At 52.5% G+C, this 15,569-nt stretch carries 13 protein-coding genes, 2 pseudogenes and 1 riboswitch; of the genes and pseudogenes, 5 read left to right on the top strand and 10 right to left on the bottom strand.

Annotated features, from left to right (window positions below):
* The first annotated feature begins 96 nt into the window (after positions 1-96).
* Positions 97-1,155, top strand: coding sequence for a hypothetical protein (locus tag GA004_RS05315; protein WP_283396268.1), 1,059 nt, complete (start codon positions 97-99; stop codon positions 1,153-1,155).
* A gap of 4 nt (positions 1,156-1,159) precedes the next feature.
* Positions 1,160-2,212: pseudogene (locus GA004_RS17935) on the top strand (acyltransferase family protein).
* 591 nt (positions 2,213-2,803) lie between these two features.
* Here the strand turns inward: GA004_RS17935 and GA004_RS05300 are convergent.
* Positions 2,804-4,927, bottom strand: a complete 2,124-nt coding sequence (locus GA004_RS05300) for a TonB-dependent receptor (protein WP_283396265.1) — start codon at positions 4,925-4,927, stop codon at positions 2,804-2,806.
* A gap of 70 nt (positions 4,928-4,997) precedes the next feature.
* A riboswitch (TPP riboswitch) is annotated at positions 4,998-5,130 on the bottom strand.
* 191 nt (positions 5,131-5,321) lie between these two features.
* Between GA004_RS05300 and pnuC the strand changes: the two genes are divergently transcribed.
* Both pnuC and GA004_RS05290 read left to right on the top strand, forming a co-directional pair.
* On the top strand, positions 5,322-5,948 hold the full coding sequence (gene pnuC, locus GA004_RS05295; protein WP_283396264.1) for a nicotinamide riboside transporter PnuC: 627 nt from the start codon (positions 5,322-5,324) through the stop codon (positions 5,946-5,948).
* Entirely contained in the window at positions 5,929-6,453 is a 525-nt protein-coding gene (locus tag GA004_RS05290) for an AAA family ATPase (RefSeq protein ID WP_283396263.1), read from the top strand. Before pnuC ends, GA004_RS05290 begins: the two co-directional genes overlap by 20 nt.
* A gap of 161 nt (positions 6,454-6,614) precedes the next feature.
* On the opposite strand, the pseudogene rhaM reads toward GA004_RS05290, so the two are convergent.
* Positions 6,615-6,920 (bottom strand): annotated as a pseudogene (gene rhaM, locus GA004_RS05285) (L-rhamnose mutarotase).
* Between the two features lie 125 nt (positions 6,921-7,045).
* On the opposite strand from rhaM, the gene GA004_RS05280 reads away from it, so the two are divergent.
* Positions 7,046-8,629 carry an alkaline phosphatase D family protein gene (locus GA004_RS05280; protein ID WP_283396262.1) on the top strand — a complete coding sequence of 528 codons (1,584 nt, stop codon included), beginning with the start codon at positions 7,046-7,048 and terminating at the stop codon, positions 8,627-8,629.
* 371 nt (positions 8,630-9,000) lie between these two features.
* Here the strand turns inward: GA004_RS05280 and GA004_RS05275 are convergent, their stop codons facing one another.
* The 8 genes from GA004_RS05275 to GA004_RS05240 form a co-directional block, all read right to left on the bottom strand.
* On the bottom strand, positions 9,001-9,423 hold the full coding sequence (locus GA004_RS05275; protein WP_283396261.1) for a formyltransferase family protein: 423 nt from the start codon (positions 9,421-9,423) through the stop codon (positions 9,001-9,003).
* 65 nt (positions 9,424-9,488) lie between these two features.
* A complete protein-coding gene (locus GA004_RS05270; protein WP_283396260.1) occupies positions 9,489-10,649 on the bottom strand; it encodes a mandelate racemase/muconate lactonizing enzyme family protein in 1,161 nt (386 codons plus the stop codon).
* Positions 10,650-10,715: 66 nt separating this feature from the next.
* The gene (locus GA004_RS05265) at positions 10,716-11,486 is read right to left on the bottom strand and encodes an SDR family oxidoreductase (protein ID WP_283396259.1); all 771 of its coding nucleotides are present in this window, start codon (positions 11,484-11,486) and stop codon (positions 10,716-10,718) included.
* A gap of 38 nt (positions 11,487-11,524) precedes the next feature.
* Positions 11,525-12,538, bottom strand: coding sequence for a zinc-dependent alcohol dehydrogenase (locus GA004_RS05260; protein WP_283396258.1), 1,014 nt, complete (start codon positions 12,536-12,538; stop codon positions 11,525-11,527).
* Positions 12,539-12,725: 187 nt separating this feature from the next.
* The gene (locus GA004_RS05255) at positions 12,726-12,953 is read right to left on the bottom strand and encodes a hypothetical protein (RefSeq protein WP_283396257.1); all 228 of its coding nucleotides are present in this window, start codon (positions 12,951-12,953) and stop codon (positions 12,726-12,728) included.
* 172 nt (positions 12,954-13,125) lie between these two features.
* Positions 13,126-14,151, bottom strand: a complete 1,026-nt coding sequence (locus GA004_RS05250) for a 3-keto-disaccharide hydrolase (protein WP_283396256.1) — start codon at positions 14,149-14,151, stop codon at positions 13,126-13,128.
* Positions 14,152-14,302: 151 nt separating this feature from the next.
* Entirely contained in the window at positions 14,303-14,443 is a 141-nt protein-coding gene (locus GA004_RS05245; RefSeq protein ID WP_283396255.1) for a hypothetical protein, read from the bottom strand.
* Between the two features lie 36 nt (positions 14,444-14,479).
* Positions 14,480-15,484, bottom strand: a complete 1,005-nt coding sequence (locus GA004_RS05240) for a TRAP transporter substrate-binding protein (protein ID WP_283396254.1) — start codon at positions 15,482-15,484, stop codon at positions 14,480-14,482.
* Positions 15,485-15,569 lie beyond the last annotated feature (85 nt).

The raw sequence follows: 15,569 nt of genomic DNA, 5'->3' as shown, positions 1-15,569 counted from the left end.
TCGATAACCTTCATGTATAGATTGTTAGAAAGGTTTACTCAGTGAGTCAAATAACGGTCTTGATTCCTGGCCATCACCAGCTTTATTAGGCGTCTCATGCGCATCGCCATTTCGATCCCGACGTACCGGCCCCACCTCAAGCACAACATTGAGTTTCTGTGCAGCGTGGTCCAGCACCGGACCGAGGCCGCGATTCCAGATATACACTTCACCACCAGTGACGAATCCGAGCGCATCGAACTCGAGGCGTTTTGCCAAACGTTGCCCGAGGACGTGCGGACGAAGGTCACCGTGGTCTCGCTCCACCGTGAATTGGCGGCGTTGACCGCGCCGGGCTTCACGAGCGACGTGGATTCAGGCTTCGCCTACGGCATCATCGGTTTCATCACCTTCAAAAAATTCTTAGGCCTCGCGCGTGTATTCAAACTGGGACTTGATCACGTGGTCATCCTGGACAGCGAGGTGATTCAGTTTCGTACCGCGAGTCTGAGTGACTCGCTCGCGGCCGAGGTCAATCGAGGTGAGCACCGCTTCAGCGTGGCGGCGTACCGGGGACCGTGGACCACCAAAGTGCTGCACGATTCGCTGCGGACGGTGTTTCGCACCTACGATAATCAGGACGTGTTTGCACGCGCGTACGGCTGGTACGACAACTTGTGTTGCTTCGAGCGCGAAGATTTTGAAGGCTTCATGGCCTTCCTCGGCGGGGAGGGTGATGACCGGCAAATCCTGCGCGCCACCCAAAAGTTTCGCGGCTTCGGGTTCGACTGGATTGCTTACCAGGCCTGGCGTCACCTCGAGATGCACCGCAAGATCCAGTTCGTCGACATGGACGAGCGCCTGACCGCGGCGGGGATTACGCCGCGACCCAAACCGCAAACCGAAAATCTATACCTCTACTTCACCGGCAATCAAGCCCACAACGAAACCGTGTTGAAAGCGTTGAACCCCCCGTGGGTGCCGTTCACGCGCAACGAACAGTACCGGCAAGCCATCAGCAAGGCCACCCCACCGGAGTGTTGTTTGATGTTTCACGCCGATCGTCGGCATCCGGGCGTCTCGGCGTTGCCGTCGGGTGCGCGTCGCCTGATCAAATGGGTCGAGCCCTATTTACGTAGCGTGGCCAAAAAACTGCTGGCGATCGAAGACAGGTAGGACGGTGGCGAGCCGGCGTCGCGACATCGACGGGTTGCACGCGATCGCCATCCTGCTTGTGCTCGTTTTTCATTGCTTCCCGGCGGTGCTGCCGCGCGGCTTCATCGGGGTGGACGTCTTCTTCGTTATCTCGGGATACCTCATCACCCGCAGCTTGGTGCTCGACTTCGAGCGCGACGCATTTTCAATCACTCGATTTTACCTGCGGCGGGAGGGGCGGCTGTTGCCGGCGCTATTCACGGTCCTCTTCGCCACCGCGGCCGCGGCCATATTTTTTCTGTTTGCACCGGAGAGACGCACCCTAGGTAAACACCTCTTGAGCGCCCTTCGTTTCGCGTCGAACCTGACGCTCATGGGGGAGCGCGGATATTTCGACGGGTCCTCAAACTTAAAGCCACTCCTTCACTTGTGGTCCTTGGCGGTCGAGGAGCAATTTTACCTCGTGTTTCCGCTGCTGCTGTGGTGCGCGCGCATCCGGGCGCGCTAGTTCACGGTGGCGGTGACGATCGTCTCGGTGGCGTTGAACATCTATCTTTGGCGCGCTCATTCGCCGACGTTGTTTTATAATCCGCTCGTGCGGTTCTGGGAAATACTAGCGGGCAGTTTGGTGGTCTGGATGCCCGCACCCCCACGCCGCGCACGGGACGTCACGGGAGTGATGGGTCTGGCCTTGATCGTGGCCTCGGTGGTGATCACCATCGAGGATCAAAATCACCCGAACCTGGGCGCGGTCGCGGTGATCCTGGGCACGATGATTCTGATTTGGCTCGGTGATGACTCGCGCGTGGGTCGCCAAATCTTGGGTGGATCGGTGCTCCCGGCCATCGGCGCGATCAGTTACCCACTCTACCTGTGGCACTGGCCACTGCTCGTTTACGCGCGCTTCACGTTCGGGGATCCGCTGCGCCCGGTGGTCGCCGGGGGTGCCCTGATTTTAAGCGTGTTTCTGGGTACAGTGACCTACCTCGCGGTAGAGATTCCCTTTCGCCGTTTAAATCCTCGAACGCAATTCGGCGCGCTCGTCGGTGGCGCGCTAGTTTTATTTCTCATCGGTTAGACTTTCACCAACAGATTGGCGGCCTATCACCCCGCCCCCGAATCGATGCACCTTGGTTTGGGTCAAGCGCCGGTGCGCGGGGAGTGTGGGGTCAACGCGGCCGAGCGATCAATGCTGACGTAATCTCCATACAGTCGATCAATTGACGGGATAGGCCACCTTGGTGGGAGCTATCGAAGGCGGGATGGTTAAGGGGCTCGCGGGAGAGAACAGGGTGATCGTCGGACAGTGAAGCGGCCCTTGGAAGGTAACTCTCGTTCAATTGAATTTCCTATCAACAATCCTGCTCGATGTAGGCAACGGCTCAATCGCTATGGTGGCCGCCAGCAATAACTCTCTGTAATCGCATTTTGGTGTAAGAGCTATTCGTACCGCTCTTAAAACGAACGGTCGCGAAGGATGCCCTCAATTACTCGAAGAGCGGCGGGCGGGCTGCCCCCTCTCCTCAGACTATGGATGAAGTGGCCTATTCCCCGAGAATCCTGTGGTCCTATTTTGCGGTCAGACGATAGGTCAATTTCCGAGCACAGCCATACAAAAGGGCACCTTGCAAGGAGACCTAATACTCGTTCAAACGTAGCAACAGGGAAGCTAGAACTCGTAGGAAAGCGTTGCTCCGATTTGTCTTGGGTTAGCGAGGGCTTCGTAGCGGCGCTCGCCGTCTCCGTTATCGAAGAAGAACACGCGGCTCGCATACTTCTCGTCGAGCAGATTCTTCGACCACACCGAGATGCGCCAGTTTTCGAACTGGTAACCTGCGGATGCATTTACGGTGGCGACCGCATCGCGCTGTTGGAGATGGCTGTTCGATTCAAAGTAAGCGTCCCTCCCAGCCAGGGCGATGGATCCGAAGACTCCGGATTCCGCACTGTAGTTGAGCCGAAAATTGTAGTTGTAGCTAGGAGCGTTCGCTAGTTCGCGTTCAGGCACAAGTCCTCCTGGATCCGTATAGGAATCTCGCTCTGCATTCAGGAATCCGATACCGGCTTCGATTCTCCAGTCTTCGCTGAGTTGCCACTGCAGTTCTGCCTCCGCTCCAAGATGCGTCGCATCCTCTCCATTCACCGTCAAGTAGCGGAAGAAGCCGCCGGCACCTACGGAGTCGCGGAGTTGGGCATCGTCACGACTGAGACAGAAAGCGGTTAACTGACCGGTCAATCGGTTATCCACCCAACTTCCTTTGACACCTGCTTCGAGGTTCCAGAGCGTTTCTTCGCCATATTCGCTCGGATACTCAGGGCTTGTGAAGGTGCCGCTATTGGCGCCGCCGGCCTTATAGCCACGGGCGATGCTCGCAAAGGCCATCACGCCCGTATTCAAGTTGTGCTGCAGAGTGAGCTTGCCACCGAAGACATCATCGTTGTTCCCGTTTTTCCCATCATAGAGGAAGCCTTGGTAATAGCCCAGCTCGTTGGATACCGAGTCAAAGTCAACCTCGTGTATCTCATATCGTAATCCCGCGATGAGGCGGGTTCCTTCATTAAGTTCGAACGCCATTTGACCGAAGGCGGCGATTGTCTCCGTTTCGTATATCGAATCGACATCCGCCTGGCCAAAACTGAACTCGCCCTGACTGGGATCGCCGTCGCGGTAGTGCACGTCGGAGTCTTCCCGGAGATTCTGATAATACAACCCGACTGTCCAACGGCTAAGGTTACTGCTGTCGCTATCGATCCGTATCTCCTGATTGAATACTTCTCTATCGCGCAAGGTGGAAAGATAGCCGGCGTAAGATGCGTCGGTCCAGTCCGCATCATAACTATAGAAGGAGTCGGTTTTCATGGCGGACGTTTTCGAAGTGACTCTGATGCCTTCCCCGGTATCGAATTGACCCTTCAAGCTTACGCCAAGGGATTCTTCCTCGTCTCTTCCGGGCTCGTTGGAGAAGCTTCTAAGAGCATCGTTGCCCATGGAGAACTGGTCGTACCCGTCATTCATATCCACGTATAACAAGGCCCCGTCCCATTGGTAGCGGTCTTCCTTCAAACGAAGTTTGAAACGAGCGGCGGTTTCATTGCGCTCATTGGTATCATCGCGACCCAGGAATTCGTTCCTGTAAAACCCGTCGCTTTGCTGGCTCTTTAATGCGAAGCGCATTGTCAGTCTTTCCGGATCGTTTTCAGACAACGGTCCGCCGATCGCAATCTCGCCGCCATACATCGAGTCCTCGCCCATGCTCGTCTGGGCAGTCCCCGTCCAGTAAGGAGTGGGTTCCGCGCTGACGATGCGAATCAATCCTCCCGCCGCGTTGGCTCCGAAGGCGCCGGCTTGCGGCCCGCGGAGGACTTCGACCTGCTTGACGTCGAAAAGACTCCCTGCGGACCCAAGCCCGGTAAAGTCCATGTCGTCTATGAGGAATGCGACGGCGGAGTCAGGCGTTTCGCCTTCGAACTGCGAGTTTTCACCGATACCCCGGATTTGGATGTAGCGGGAGCGAGCGGTGCCACCGGTCGTGGTGAGATTTGGCAGGTAGGCTGAAAGGTCATCGAAGTGACCCCTTTCAGGGCTTTCCAGCTCTTTTCGATCAAGCAAGCTGATGCTCGCCGTCGTTTTGCCGCGCTCGGTCTGCCATAAATCACCCGTCACGAAAACGGAGGGCAAGTCGATAGCGTCGCCCTTTGCATTGGCAACTTCCTGGGCATTAATCGGTCCGATCGCCGCCAGCGCAATGACGCTGCCTGCCGCGATGGCCTTCAAGGTGTTTCTATTCTTCATTTAGGATCTCAATATTTGCGGTTTGAGATCCGGTGTTGAGCGAAGAAAGGTGAATCCGCTCCAAAACAAGAACAGGACTCATTCCTTTTCCTACGCCGGTATCAACCGGATCAGGTTCAAAGGGACCGCGTCTGCACTGCTCGTCATTCCGATCAGCAAGGAAGCTATCTCAGACCCATTCCAGGTCGCCCCTAAGGATTCTCAAATTACGTAAGCCCCTTACTGGTTTTGTCAATAGCGACTTGAACACGCGTTGACCGATTTTAGCCGAACCAACCCGCTCTCCTCTCGCAAGACCTCGAAAAAACAATTGCATGATTACCCGGCGAAGCCCGCATTTGATTTCGAGAATGGACAGTTCCGACGATTTCCTCTTTCGAAGAGATCGCGTTCTATGGAAGCAATCATTACTCAGATTCAACAAACCTCAATGGTGGAGTGGCTCGGGACGGCAGCCGGGCTCATCGGAGTCTACCTGAGCATCAAAGAAAAAGTCCTCGCCTGGCCCTTTTTCCTGTTTTGCTACGGACTCTACGCCTATCTGAGCTACGGCGCGTCGCTCTATGCGGCGATGACGTTGAACGCGTGCTTCATTCCGATATCGGCCTACGGCTGGTGGAAATGGGGAGTGGCCTCTCGGGGAAAAAACGAAAGCACTCCCACCAGCAAATCGCTCGCCATTACCCGACTGACCTTGAAACAGAGGATGGCGATAGGCGGGATCAGTCTGCTCGCTACGATAGGGATCGGAACGATTCTAGATCGATACACGGAATGCATTCTTCCCTATCTCGACGCTTTCGCTACCTCAATCTCCTTTCTTGCACAATTGCTGCTGAGTCGGAAGCTTATCGAGAATTGGATCGCTTGGTTCATTGCAGACACGGCTTTTATCGTTCTTTGGGCGATCCAGGGCTACTGGATCGCGGTCGCAATGTTTACCGTTTTCACGGTAATGGCGGCATTAGGATTCTTGAGCTGGAGGAAGGAACTCTCTAAACATGCCAACCCCCTTAAATAAGGTCCGCCGCATCGTTTTTTTAGGGGCGGAATGTACGGGGAAGAGCACCATCGCTCGGGCCGTCGCAGAACATTTTGGCGACCCCTGCTCGAATGAATACGTGCGCCAGCATGTCGAACAGCTCGATCGGCCCCTCGACGAATCCGACCTCGAACCCATCGCTCAGGGACAGATTCGCCTTGAAGATGACGCCTATGCAAAAGCGGCTCGATACGTTTTCCACGATACTAATCTCCTCTCATCGATCCTCTACGCAGAGCATTATTTCAACACGTCTATTCATTGGGTCGATGAACGGTTCCTTAGCCGCATCTACGATCGATACTACTTCTGCCAGCCCGACATTCCCTGGAAAGCGGATCCAGGCCAGCGCGCCAGCCCGCAAGAACGCGAGAGACTGCACAAGCAGTTCGAATCGATTCTTGAGCGCTTTAGAATCCCTTACATCACTCTAAAGGGATCACCAGAAAAACGATTAAACACCGTTCTGGAAACGCTCACCTGAATCGTCGGCCGAATCTTGCTGGCTTGGAAATCGAAGACGGCAGGCACCCCTATTAACTTCACCTGAAAACGCAACGGAGCGAGTTCCCCAAAGCGAACAACTCACTGCCACATCCACAATTATGCCAATAACGATTGCCCTCACGATCCAGAATTCCTTCTTCAATCTGTATGGAACACTTTTTTCAGCGAAACGCACACCGGCGAGTTATCAGAATTCGTATCCATTAAATCGGCCATGAAAGCCCACCACTTCTTGACGATTTCCTTCTCTGGCGGCTGATCCACCGTATGGTCGTCCGACAACTTCTGCACCGCGAAAAGCGTCAGAGTCTCTTAATCCAGAAATATCGAGTAATCGGATATACCCGCCGCCGAGAGCTCCGACGACAATTCGGGCCAAATCTCATCGTGTCGCTTTTTATATTCACCCTCGAAGCCAGCAACAATTCCCGTTGGCGGGTGCATTCCTAGATATATCTTTTCGTAAGTTTCTCGGTTGTGACGATCAGGAATCATGTCCTCGATCGCAGGGATCAAATTGCCTGTTCGCAAATTGACACACCACGCTCCCATGGTAAATTTCATTCACTATGAACATCTATGACCTTCCCAACGCCCTTCGCCACGAAGGTGGACTCACCCGCCGTCTCTTCCTGGCCTACGCTGCTTCCCTTTCATCGATCCCTCTCCTAAGCCACTACGGCTCCGCCAATCCGGCTCACGACTTTACCAACGATCCCTTCACCCTCGGCGTAGCGTCCGGTGACCCCGATCACGAAAGTGTCATCCTCTGGACTCGCCTCGCGCCCAAGCCCCTAGAACCGGGCGGCGGCATGCCCAAGACTCCGATCGAGGTTCATTGGGAGATCGCCGAAGACAACTCCTTCAAAAAAATCGTCCAGTCGGGCAAGGTCAACGCCACGCCTGAACTCGGTCACTCCCTCCACATCGAGCCCCGAAACCTCAAGCCAGATCATTGGTATTCTTATCGTTTCAAGTCCGGCGACGCCATCAGTCCCGTCGGCCGCACCCGGACGCTCCCCGCACCCGACGCCTCACCGGACAAACTCCGCTTTGCCGTCACCTCCTGCCAGAACTTCGAACAAGGCCTCTTTACCGCCTACCAACAAATGGCCGCCGACAGGCCCGATTTTGTCTTTCACCTTGGCGACTACATCTACGAATATGCCGGAATAAACGGCAAAGTCCGTACCCACCAAGGGCCCGAAATCGAATCCCTGGACCAATACCGCATCCGCTACGCCCAATACAAAGGCGACAAGGATCTCCAGGCTATGCACGCCGCCTGTCCATGGTTCGTAACCTGGGACGATCACGAATTCGACAACAACTGCGCCAACGACATTTCCGAACAAGAGGGAATCGATACCGCCAAATTCCTCATCCGCCGCGCCAACGCCTATCAAGCCTACTATGAGATGATGCCTCTGCGCACCTCTTCGCTTCCCGTCGGCCCCAACATGACTCTCTATCGAAAGGGGAGCTTCGGCACTCTCGCCGAATTCTTCATTCTCGACACCCGCCAATACCGCAGTGACCAACCGAACGGTGACCGACATAGTCCCCTCAATACCGCCGCCACTAACCCAAGACAAACGCTCCTCGGCAAAACCCAACGGAGGTGGCTATTCGATTCCCTATCCCGCTCCAAAGGCAGTTGGAACATCCTAGCCCAACAAGTCATGATGGCTCTCGTCGATCGCTCGAAGGCCAACTCACCAGCCGCCTACTCCATGGACCAATGGCCCGGCTACGCTCACGAACGAAAAGTTCTCCTCAAGCACCTACGGAACCACAAAATCAACAACCCCGTTGTCCTCACCGGCGACATCCATTCGAACTGGGCCAACGAGCTCCGCGTTGACGACTTCAAGCCCGACCAAGCTATCGTGGCCTCCGAATTCGTCACGACCTCCCTTTCTAGCAGCGGCGATGGATCATCGCAATTCGAAGGACTAGACGAATTCCTCGGCCGCAATCCCTGCACTAAATTTCACAACCGCCAACGTGGCTACATAATGTGCGATGTCACTCCCTATACCTACTCCTCGGACTACAAAGTCATCGACAAAGTCACTAGCGTAGGCGGCAAGACGACTTCGCTCGCCAAGTTTACCGTAGAATCTGGCCGACCCAATATCCATACTGCTTAAACAATTCGCAGAATCGCAATCACAAGCTCGTGCGTATCCTCGAAGACCTCTGCGATCTCCATTAGGTACCCTACTGTTTCGCATTCTTCGGAGCCCCATTGTTGTTAAACTTAAAGCTGCCAATCTAACCTGACTAACTGAATCTTATTTCCCTCCCCAACAACCAGAGAACAAGACTAAGAGCAAAAGTGGCTGGGAAACTGCGAAACGGGTTTCATGCTCTAGCTAAACAGAATGGTTTTGTTGCCGCGCACCAACACGCGGTCTTCCAGGTGGTATCGTAAGCCTCGGGCCAGCACCGTATTTTCAACATCCTTGCCCTGACGCATCATATCTTCTATGCTATCGCTGTGCCTGACACGCACGACATCCTACTCGATAATCGGGCCAGCATCGAGGTTTTCCGTGAGACGTAGTGGCAGGTTGCGCCGATCAACTTCGCGCTCATCCGCCTGATGATAAGGCTTCGCACCGATGAATGACGGGAGAAAGCTGTGATGAATATTAATGACTTTATGACGGTATTTTTTGCAGAGCCAAGCGGGAAATATTTGTATGTAGCGTACCAGCACAATCGTATCCGGCTCCGCCTGTTCGATGAGTTCCGCTGTCTTCTCGAAGGCTGCCTGTTTCGCCTCGGGTTCCTTCGGCACCGGCACATGATGGTAAGGGATGCCATACCATTCGACCAGCTCACACAGCGTTTCGTGATTAGAGCTCACGTTCCAAACCTTCGAAAACGTAGAGATGTCATTTTCATCGTAGACCGTCAGAACCACCCCGTCCTGTCCCAAGCCTTCGTATTCCTGAATCGGGTTCGATACCCCAACGTAGCTACAGTAAATCGACAGCTCAATCTCTACAACTCGCTTATCATTCGGCGAACACAGAATCGCTCAACCGCAGACTCGTCGATCTCAAGACCCAATCCAGGCTTGTGCGGCACGTCGACGAAGCCATCCGTTTGCTCAAAGGCAATCGATGCGAGCTCGTTACGAATCGGGTTGGGCGTCTGGTCGAATTCCATTACTGGCGTCTGCTCGTAAGGCCTTGGATTCCCAACACGAGGACAGGGCGGGAAGGTGGAGGCGAGACTGATACTGGCGGAAATCATAATAGCGGAGCCCCACACGTGTGGATTCACTTGGATTCCCATGGTATTGGCCATGGCGGCAACATTTCTAAACTCTGTGATGCCCCCAATGAACCGAACATCTGGCTGGGCAATCCCGAGTGCCCTTTGAGCGAGAAAGTCCCTAGCCTCATAACGATTGTACCAAACTTCCCCTCCCGCAACTGTCAAGGGCTGCCCGACTTTCACTTCCAAATAACCTTCCACATCGTTCGCAACCACGGGTTCTTCGAACCAGTGAATATCCAACCCGGCCAGACGATTACCTATATCAATGGCCATTGACGCATTGTAGGCTTTATTCGCGTCGACCATGAGAAAGAGGTCGTCGCCAATCGCATTTCGAATGGATCTCACTCGCTCGACATCTTCAGCGACACTCAATCCTCCAATCTTGGTTTTCATTCCAATGTAGCCAGCTTCTACATACGACACAGCCTCCTTTAAAAGCTTAGAATAATCATCGTCATCTCGATAGTACAGTCCGGTCGCATAGACAGGGACCTTGTTTCTTATAGGTCCACCCAGCAGCTCCGATATACTCTTTCCTGACGACTTCCCCAGAATATCCCACAGAGCGATATCAATACAGCTGAGAGCTCCTCCACCAAAGCCACTTGTCTGGTTGTCATTATAAATCGTGCCAAACATTCGGTTCCATAGCTTGTTGATCGTGCGCGGATCCTCTCCGATCAATTGTGGCGCAAAAAGGTCGTGGATAACCGTCTGCGAGGGCGAGTCACCTCCTTCGCCCCATCCTGCGACGCCTTCGTCCGTGGTAATTTTACAAATCAGGGCAGTCCGCTTTCCGGCGATACCTTGCGACCAAGAGAAAGGCTCCTCAATCGCGCACTCTAAAAGGAAGGTCTCAATTGATTTTATTTTCATCTGTAATCTGTCATTGAACCTTAATGACAGCGATTGATCTTCTATTTTCCCAATGAAAAAAGGACCCTACCGACCCATCCAGCCTCCATCGACTAGCATGGTCGTTCCGTGCATGTAGTCAGATGCCTGGGAGGCCAAAAACACTACGGGTCCCTTAAAGTCATCGACTTGGCCCCACCTTCCAGCTGGGATCCGTGGAAGAATCGAAGCGCTACGTTCCGGGTCATTCCTTAAGGCCTCAGTATTATCGGTTGCAATATAGCCCGGGGCGATCGCATTGACGTTGATCCCTTTGGAAGCCCATTCATTCGCTAAGGCCATCGTAAGCTGCCCAATTCCCCCCTTGCTGGCCGCGTATCCGGGAACTGTGATTCCCCCTTGATAGGCTAAAAGAGATGCCGTAAATATAATTTTTCCACTTCCTCGCTCGATCATCCCCTTGCCGATCTCCCGGCTGAGAACGAATTGGGCATTCAGATTCACCTCGATCACCTTGTCCCAGTACTCATCGGGATGATCCACGGCTGACTTGCGCAAGATCGTTCCCGCATTGTTGACAAGGATATCTATCTTAGGATGGTCGGATTTCACTTCTTTAATAAATCGATAAAGCGCTTCCCGATCAGAGAAATCACAAGCGTATCCAGAAAATGAGCGTCCCATAGCAAGTACCTCTGTCTCCACATCGCTCCCAGAACGTTCCAATGTCGCGGAAACCCCCGCGATGTCCGCTCCCGCTTCCGCCAATCCAACGGCCATCGATTTGCCAATACCACGCTTGCAGCCCGTCACGAGAGCTGTTTTTCCTTCCAAGTTGAACCTGTCTAAAGATTTCATATACAAACTATTTCTTTAGGCCACTACCCTTCAATATATCATCCGCAATGAATCAAGTACTTGATCCCGTCGGGGTTCGCATCTATTTTCTCGAAGGTTCCCTGTACCTCTTCTATCGGGGCGATCTCCGTGATAAGCGAGTCAATGGGGAGCTTTCCTTCTCCCATAAGCTCGATTGCTTCGTCAAAGTCACATTCCTCATACAAGCGCACCCCGATCAACTGAATCTCAGACCAAAAGAACTTGAATAGATCTACTGGGCGCTGCTCCGGATGAATCGCCACCATGACAATTCGACCCCGCACATTGGGAAGCTCGGTCATGAGCTCTGCCCCTGGCCCAGATCCTGATACTTCGAATACACAATCCGCCATATCGCCATTGGTCATTTCACTGACAACCTCAACAACATTCTGGGTAAGCGGGTTGATCCCTTCGACACCCAACTCCTTAGCAAAACTCAAACGGGATTCGTTGACCTCCGAGAGTATGACTCGCGCACCTTTCACTTTAGCGACTAGCGCAACCAGCAACCCGATGGGCCCTCCCCCAATTACCACGCAGGTTTCTCCTGACTTCACTTTCCCAAGTCGGACATCATGAACCGCAACCGCAGCCGGTTCAACTAGCGCTCCATGGCACAAAGACATACCTTCCGGCAATTTGTGCAGCGCATAGGCAGGAACCGTCCACGAGGACTGCATTCCTCCCGGACGATCGATTCCGATGAACTTCATATTCTTGCCGACGTGGGGAAAGCCTTTGTCAAAGGACGCCGCTTCACCAAACAACAGAGGCCGCACCGCTACTTGGTCTCCTACTTGGGCCGTCTCGACTCCTTCGCCCAGCTCAGCCACTACGGCAGATACCTCGTGCCCAATCGTCTGAGGAAGACTAACGCGTTGATCCATATGGCCGTGATAGATGTGCATATCCGTTCCACAAATACCACAATAGGCTACATCCAAACGGACCTCTCCAGGTCCAGGTGGAATAGCAGCACTCTCGCCAACTTCGATTTGCTTACCTCCTTGATAGTTTGCCGCTTTCATCTTCTAACATTGAAATTGCACCTCCAAAGAACCCCTTGCAAGCCTCGACAAAAGCTATTTCAGAATCTCACTTCTATCGAACTATTTCCTTGTAACACTGGCGCCTGGAAGCTTGGGAGTGCCCAGCCCCACGACTCAATCCTGACAAGTAGACACGTTTGCGATCTAACCTGTATCGCTCTACTATTTAATCTAGCAACAACATGACAACCGTATCGTCCCGAAGACGCTTCTTGTGAGGATTCTGTGGGGCGAGCAACATAATTGGGAACCCGCGATCCGAAGCGATTTGGACCGGCGGACCGCGCTTCTTAACCTTGTTTATGTCATTGCCACTCTCACCCCCTCCATGAAGAAAAAGTAGCAAAGGAAATGTCTGGTTATCCTTTTCTTCGTATTTTTTAGGCAAATGCATTAGATATCTCCTGGCACCAAAGTCCACAGTCCCGTATTTTATAGATCTAGCACGACGGAAAATCAGAGTTTAGAAACCGACCTGTTAAAATACATTTCTAAACAGCTAAACGACGGCAGTTACGCCATTCGAAAAGTGTAAACTCTCACAACGCTTCGGGAAAAACCTAACCTCATTTTTTCATCACTGGGGCCAAGTAAATGTTCTTATACCTGACCGCCGTATGGTCGCCCTGCAAATGGATAGGACCCGGTTTCGTTGGATCCGTGTGAATGGCACCCCCTGTCGGGCCCTCTACCGGTTGATTGTCAATTACCTTTATACCGTTGAGAACAACCGTCACATGGCGGTCCACCAAAGTAAGGTCGTAAGTTTGCCACTCTCCAGGCTCCTTACCGGCATTTACCGATGGAGCAATTCTTCCGAAAATGGAACCGACACCTTGCAGGCCCTGCATACGGCTATCCCGATCCACAACTTGAGCCTCATACATCCCCCGCAGATAGACCCCGCTATTGCGACCGCCCTCGACTAGAAACTCGATGTGCAACCAGAAATCTTCAAAGAGCGCCTCTGTTTGCAAATTCCCATACGATCCTGTTGAGCCGAAATCCGTCTTGGGTGTATTGTTCACCATAACCCCGTCTTCAACCTGCCATCCATTTTTCTTGTTGGGATTGTAAAGGTGCCAACCCGCTAGGTCTTTTCCGTTGAAGAGCGAGATCGGGTGACCAAACTGTACCTTCGACAGATCGGGTCGCTTGGGTATAGGAGCGAATTTCTTCCCCGTAAAAGTGATGCGGTCATACGGCTTTTCCAAATCGTCATTCAAGATCAGACCATCCAGCTTTCCGTTTTTCAGACCGACATTCACTGTATTTGTCGTGACTTCAGGGCCATTCTTTCCTTCTCGCTTAATCTTAATAGGAAACGTGAACCGCTTGTCTTTAAATTCGGTAATCTTGTGCGGACCTGCAGATTGAACGTGCACTCGCATGTGAATTGCTGGCTCGCCTCCAACTTCCTCGATCTTCAACCAAGCGGGCTCGTTAGTCGAGAGATCTAAAGACCAGTCACCGATAAGGCCTTTGGGAACCGATTCTTTGCCGAAAGCAGAAGCACTTGCGGTGACAGCAAAGAACAAGCAAATAAGAAAACCCTTAGTGCCATAGATGTGCGATCCTTTTAGATTTGCCATTTTAGAGATTGGGTTTAAGAAATATCATTACTGTCGGGGCCTAAAAAATATCATTTGCAACTTTGTGAGCATTCGAGGTCAACAGAAACACATCCACATCGCCGTAATAGATATGTCACTGGTGGATTGGACTCGATACGAAGCTAAGAGCCTATTTGCGGTTTCTGAGTTCGAACGCTGTCCAAATCCAATCTCCACCGGTAGTCGCTCCGTTGGCTTGAGGGAGTTGTTCGGTTGCCAAGCCCAAATCGAGAGCGATTTCTGTCCAGCGGCTTTGTAGAGGCTTTGTCAATACGGAATCCAAGTTTACGAAATGGTTGAGCCAAACCTACTTTACACTGTTTACCTGAGCCAGCACATCGGAGGCCCCGACCTCAGCCGCGTAAGCCTCTTTTACAGGTTCCGCCAAACGCAGCAAGGTATCCCGTTCTTCAAAAGTATGCGTCTTGAGCTTTCCCTCGGCTTCCATTTGGGCCATTAAGGTCGCATCCAGATCCGACTCGATCCGTCTCCCATGGGCTCCCGCTTCCCTACCTGCCTTTAAAATAGCAGCCTGTAAATCCTCAGGAAGTCGTCGAAACGTTTTTCCACTAAAACAGAAGGGGCGGATCGTGATAGCATGCTGTGTAAGTGAGATTTCAGGACCGACTTCGTAGAACTTCATTTGCTGAATCCCTGTCGCTTCATTTTCGGCCGCTTCGATAACGCCTGTTTGGATCGCGTTATAAATTTCGTTGTAGGCGATTACGGTCGGAGCAGCTGAGATTGCCTGAAATATCTTGGTTTGTATCGGTGCCCCCATGACTCGAATATTGAGCCCTTTCAATTCCGCCATGTTCCTCACGGGCTTATTCACAATAAGATGCCGCTTTCCGCCGCCCGCATAGCCGACAATCCTGACATCAGCCTTTTCATTTATCTCCTCTACGATCGGTTTCAGGGCGTCTCCATTGAGCACTTTTTTCCAATGATCCGAATCGCGAAAAAGAAAAGGCATATCCATCAACGGAGCCGCCTTCGAAAAGGTCGACATATGTGAAGGAGAAACGATGGCGTAGTCTACTGAGAGACCTTGGCTCATATAAGCGAAATAGTCTTTCTCCAATCCTAGTTCGCTATTTTCATAAAGCTCGAAATTGATCGGCTTCCCGTAGTACTCCTGCACCAATTCTTGAAATTTTTCTAGAGTCTGAGTGTAGGAGTGGTCTCCATCAAACTGGGACGCTCCTCGAAGTGTTATCGTTCCGTCGCGATTAGAACAGGCGACGAACAACAAAGCCGTGACTATCGATAGGAAGGCGGGGAGAAGAAAACGTCTTTCAAGTGGTTTCATTGCTCTATTAAATAGGATATAAATTCTGAAAATCAACAATAAGGAAATACCGAAAACAAAAAGTACCGGACCTCCCAACATTCAA

The organism is Candidatus Pelagisphaera phototrophica, assembly GCF_014529625.1.
Taxonomy (GTDB): domain Bacteria; phylum Verrucomicrobiota; class Verrucomicrobiia; order Opitutales; family Opitutaceae; genus Pelagisphaera; species Pelagisphaera phototrophica.
The sequence above is the reverse complement of the archived record's forward strand: the minus strand, read 5'-3'. Positions and strand labels throughout refer to the sequence as shown.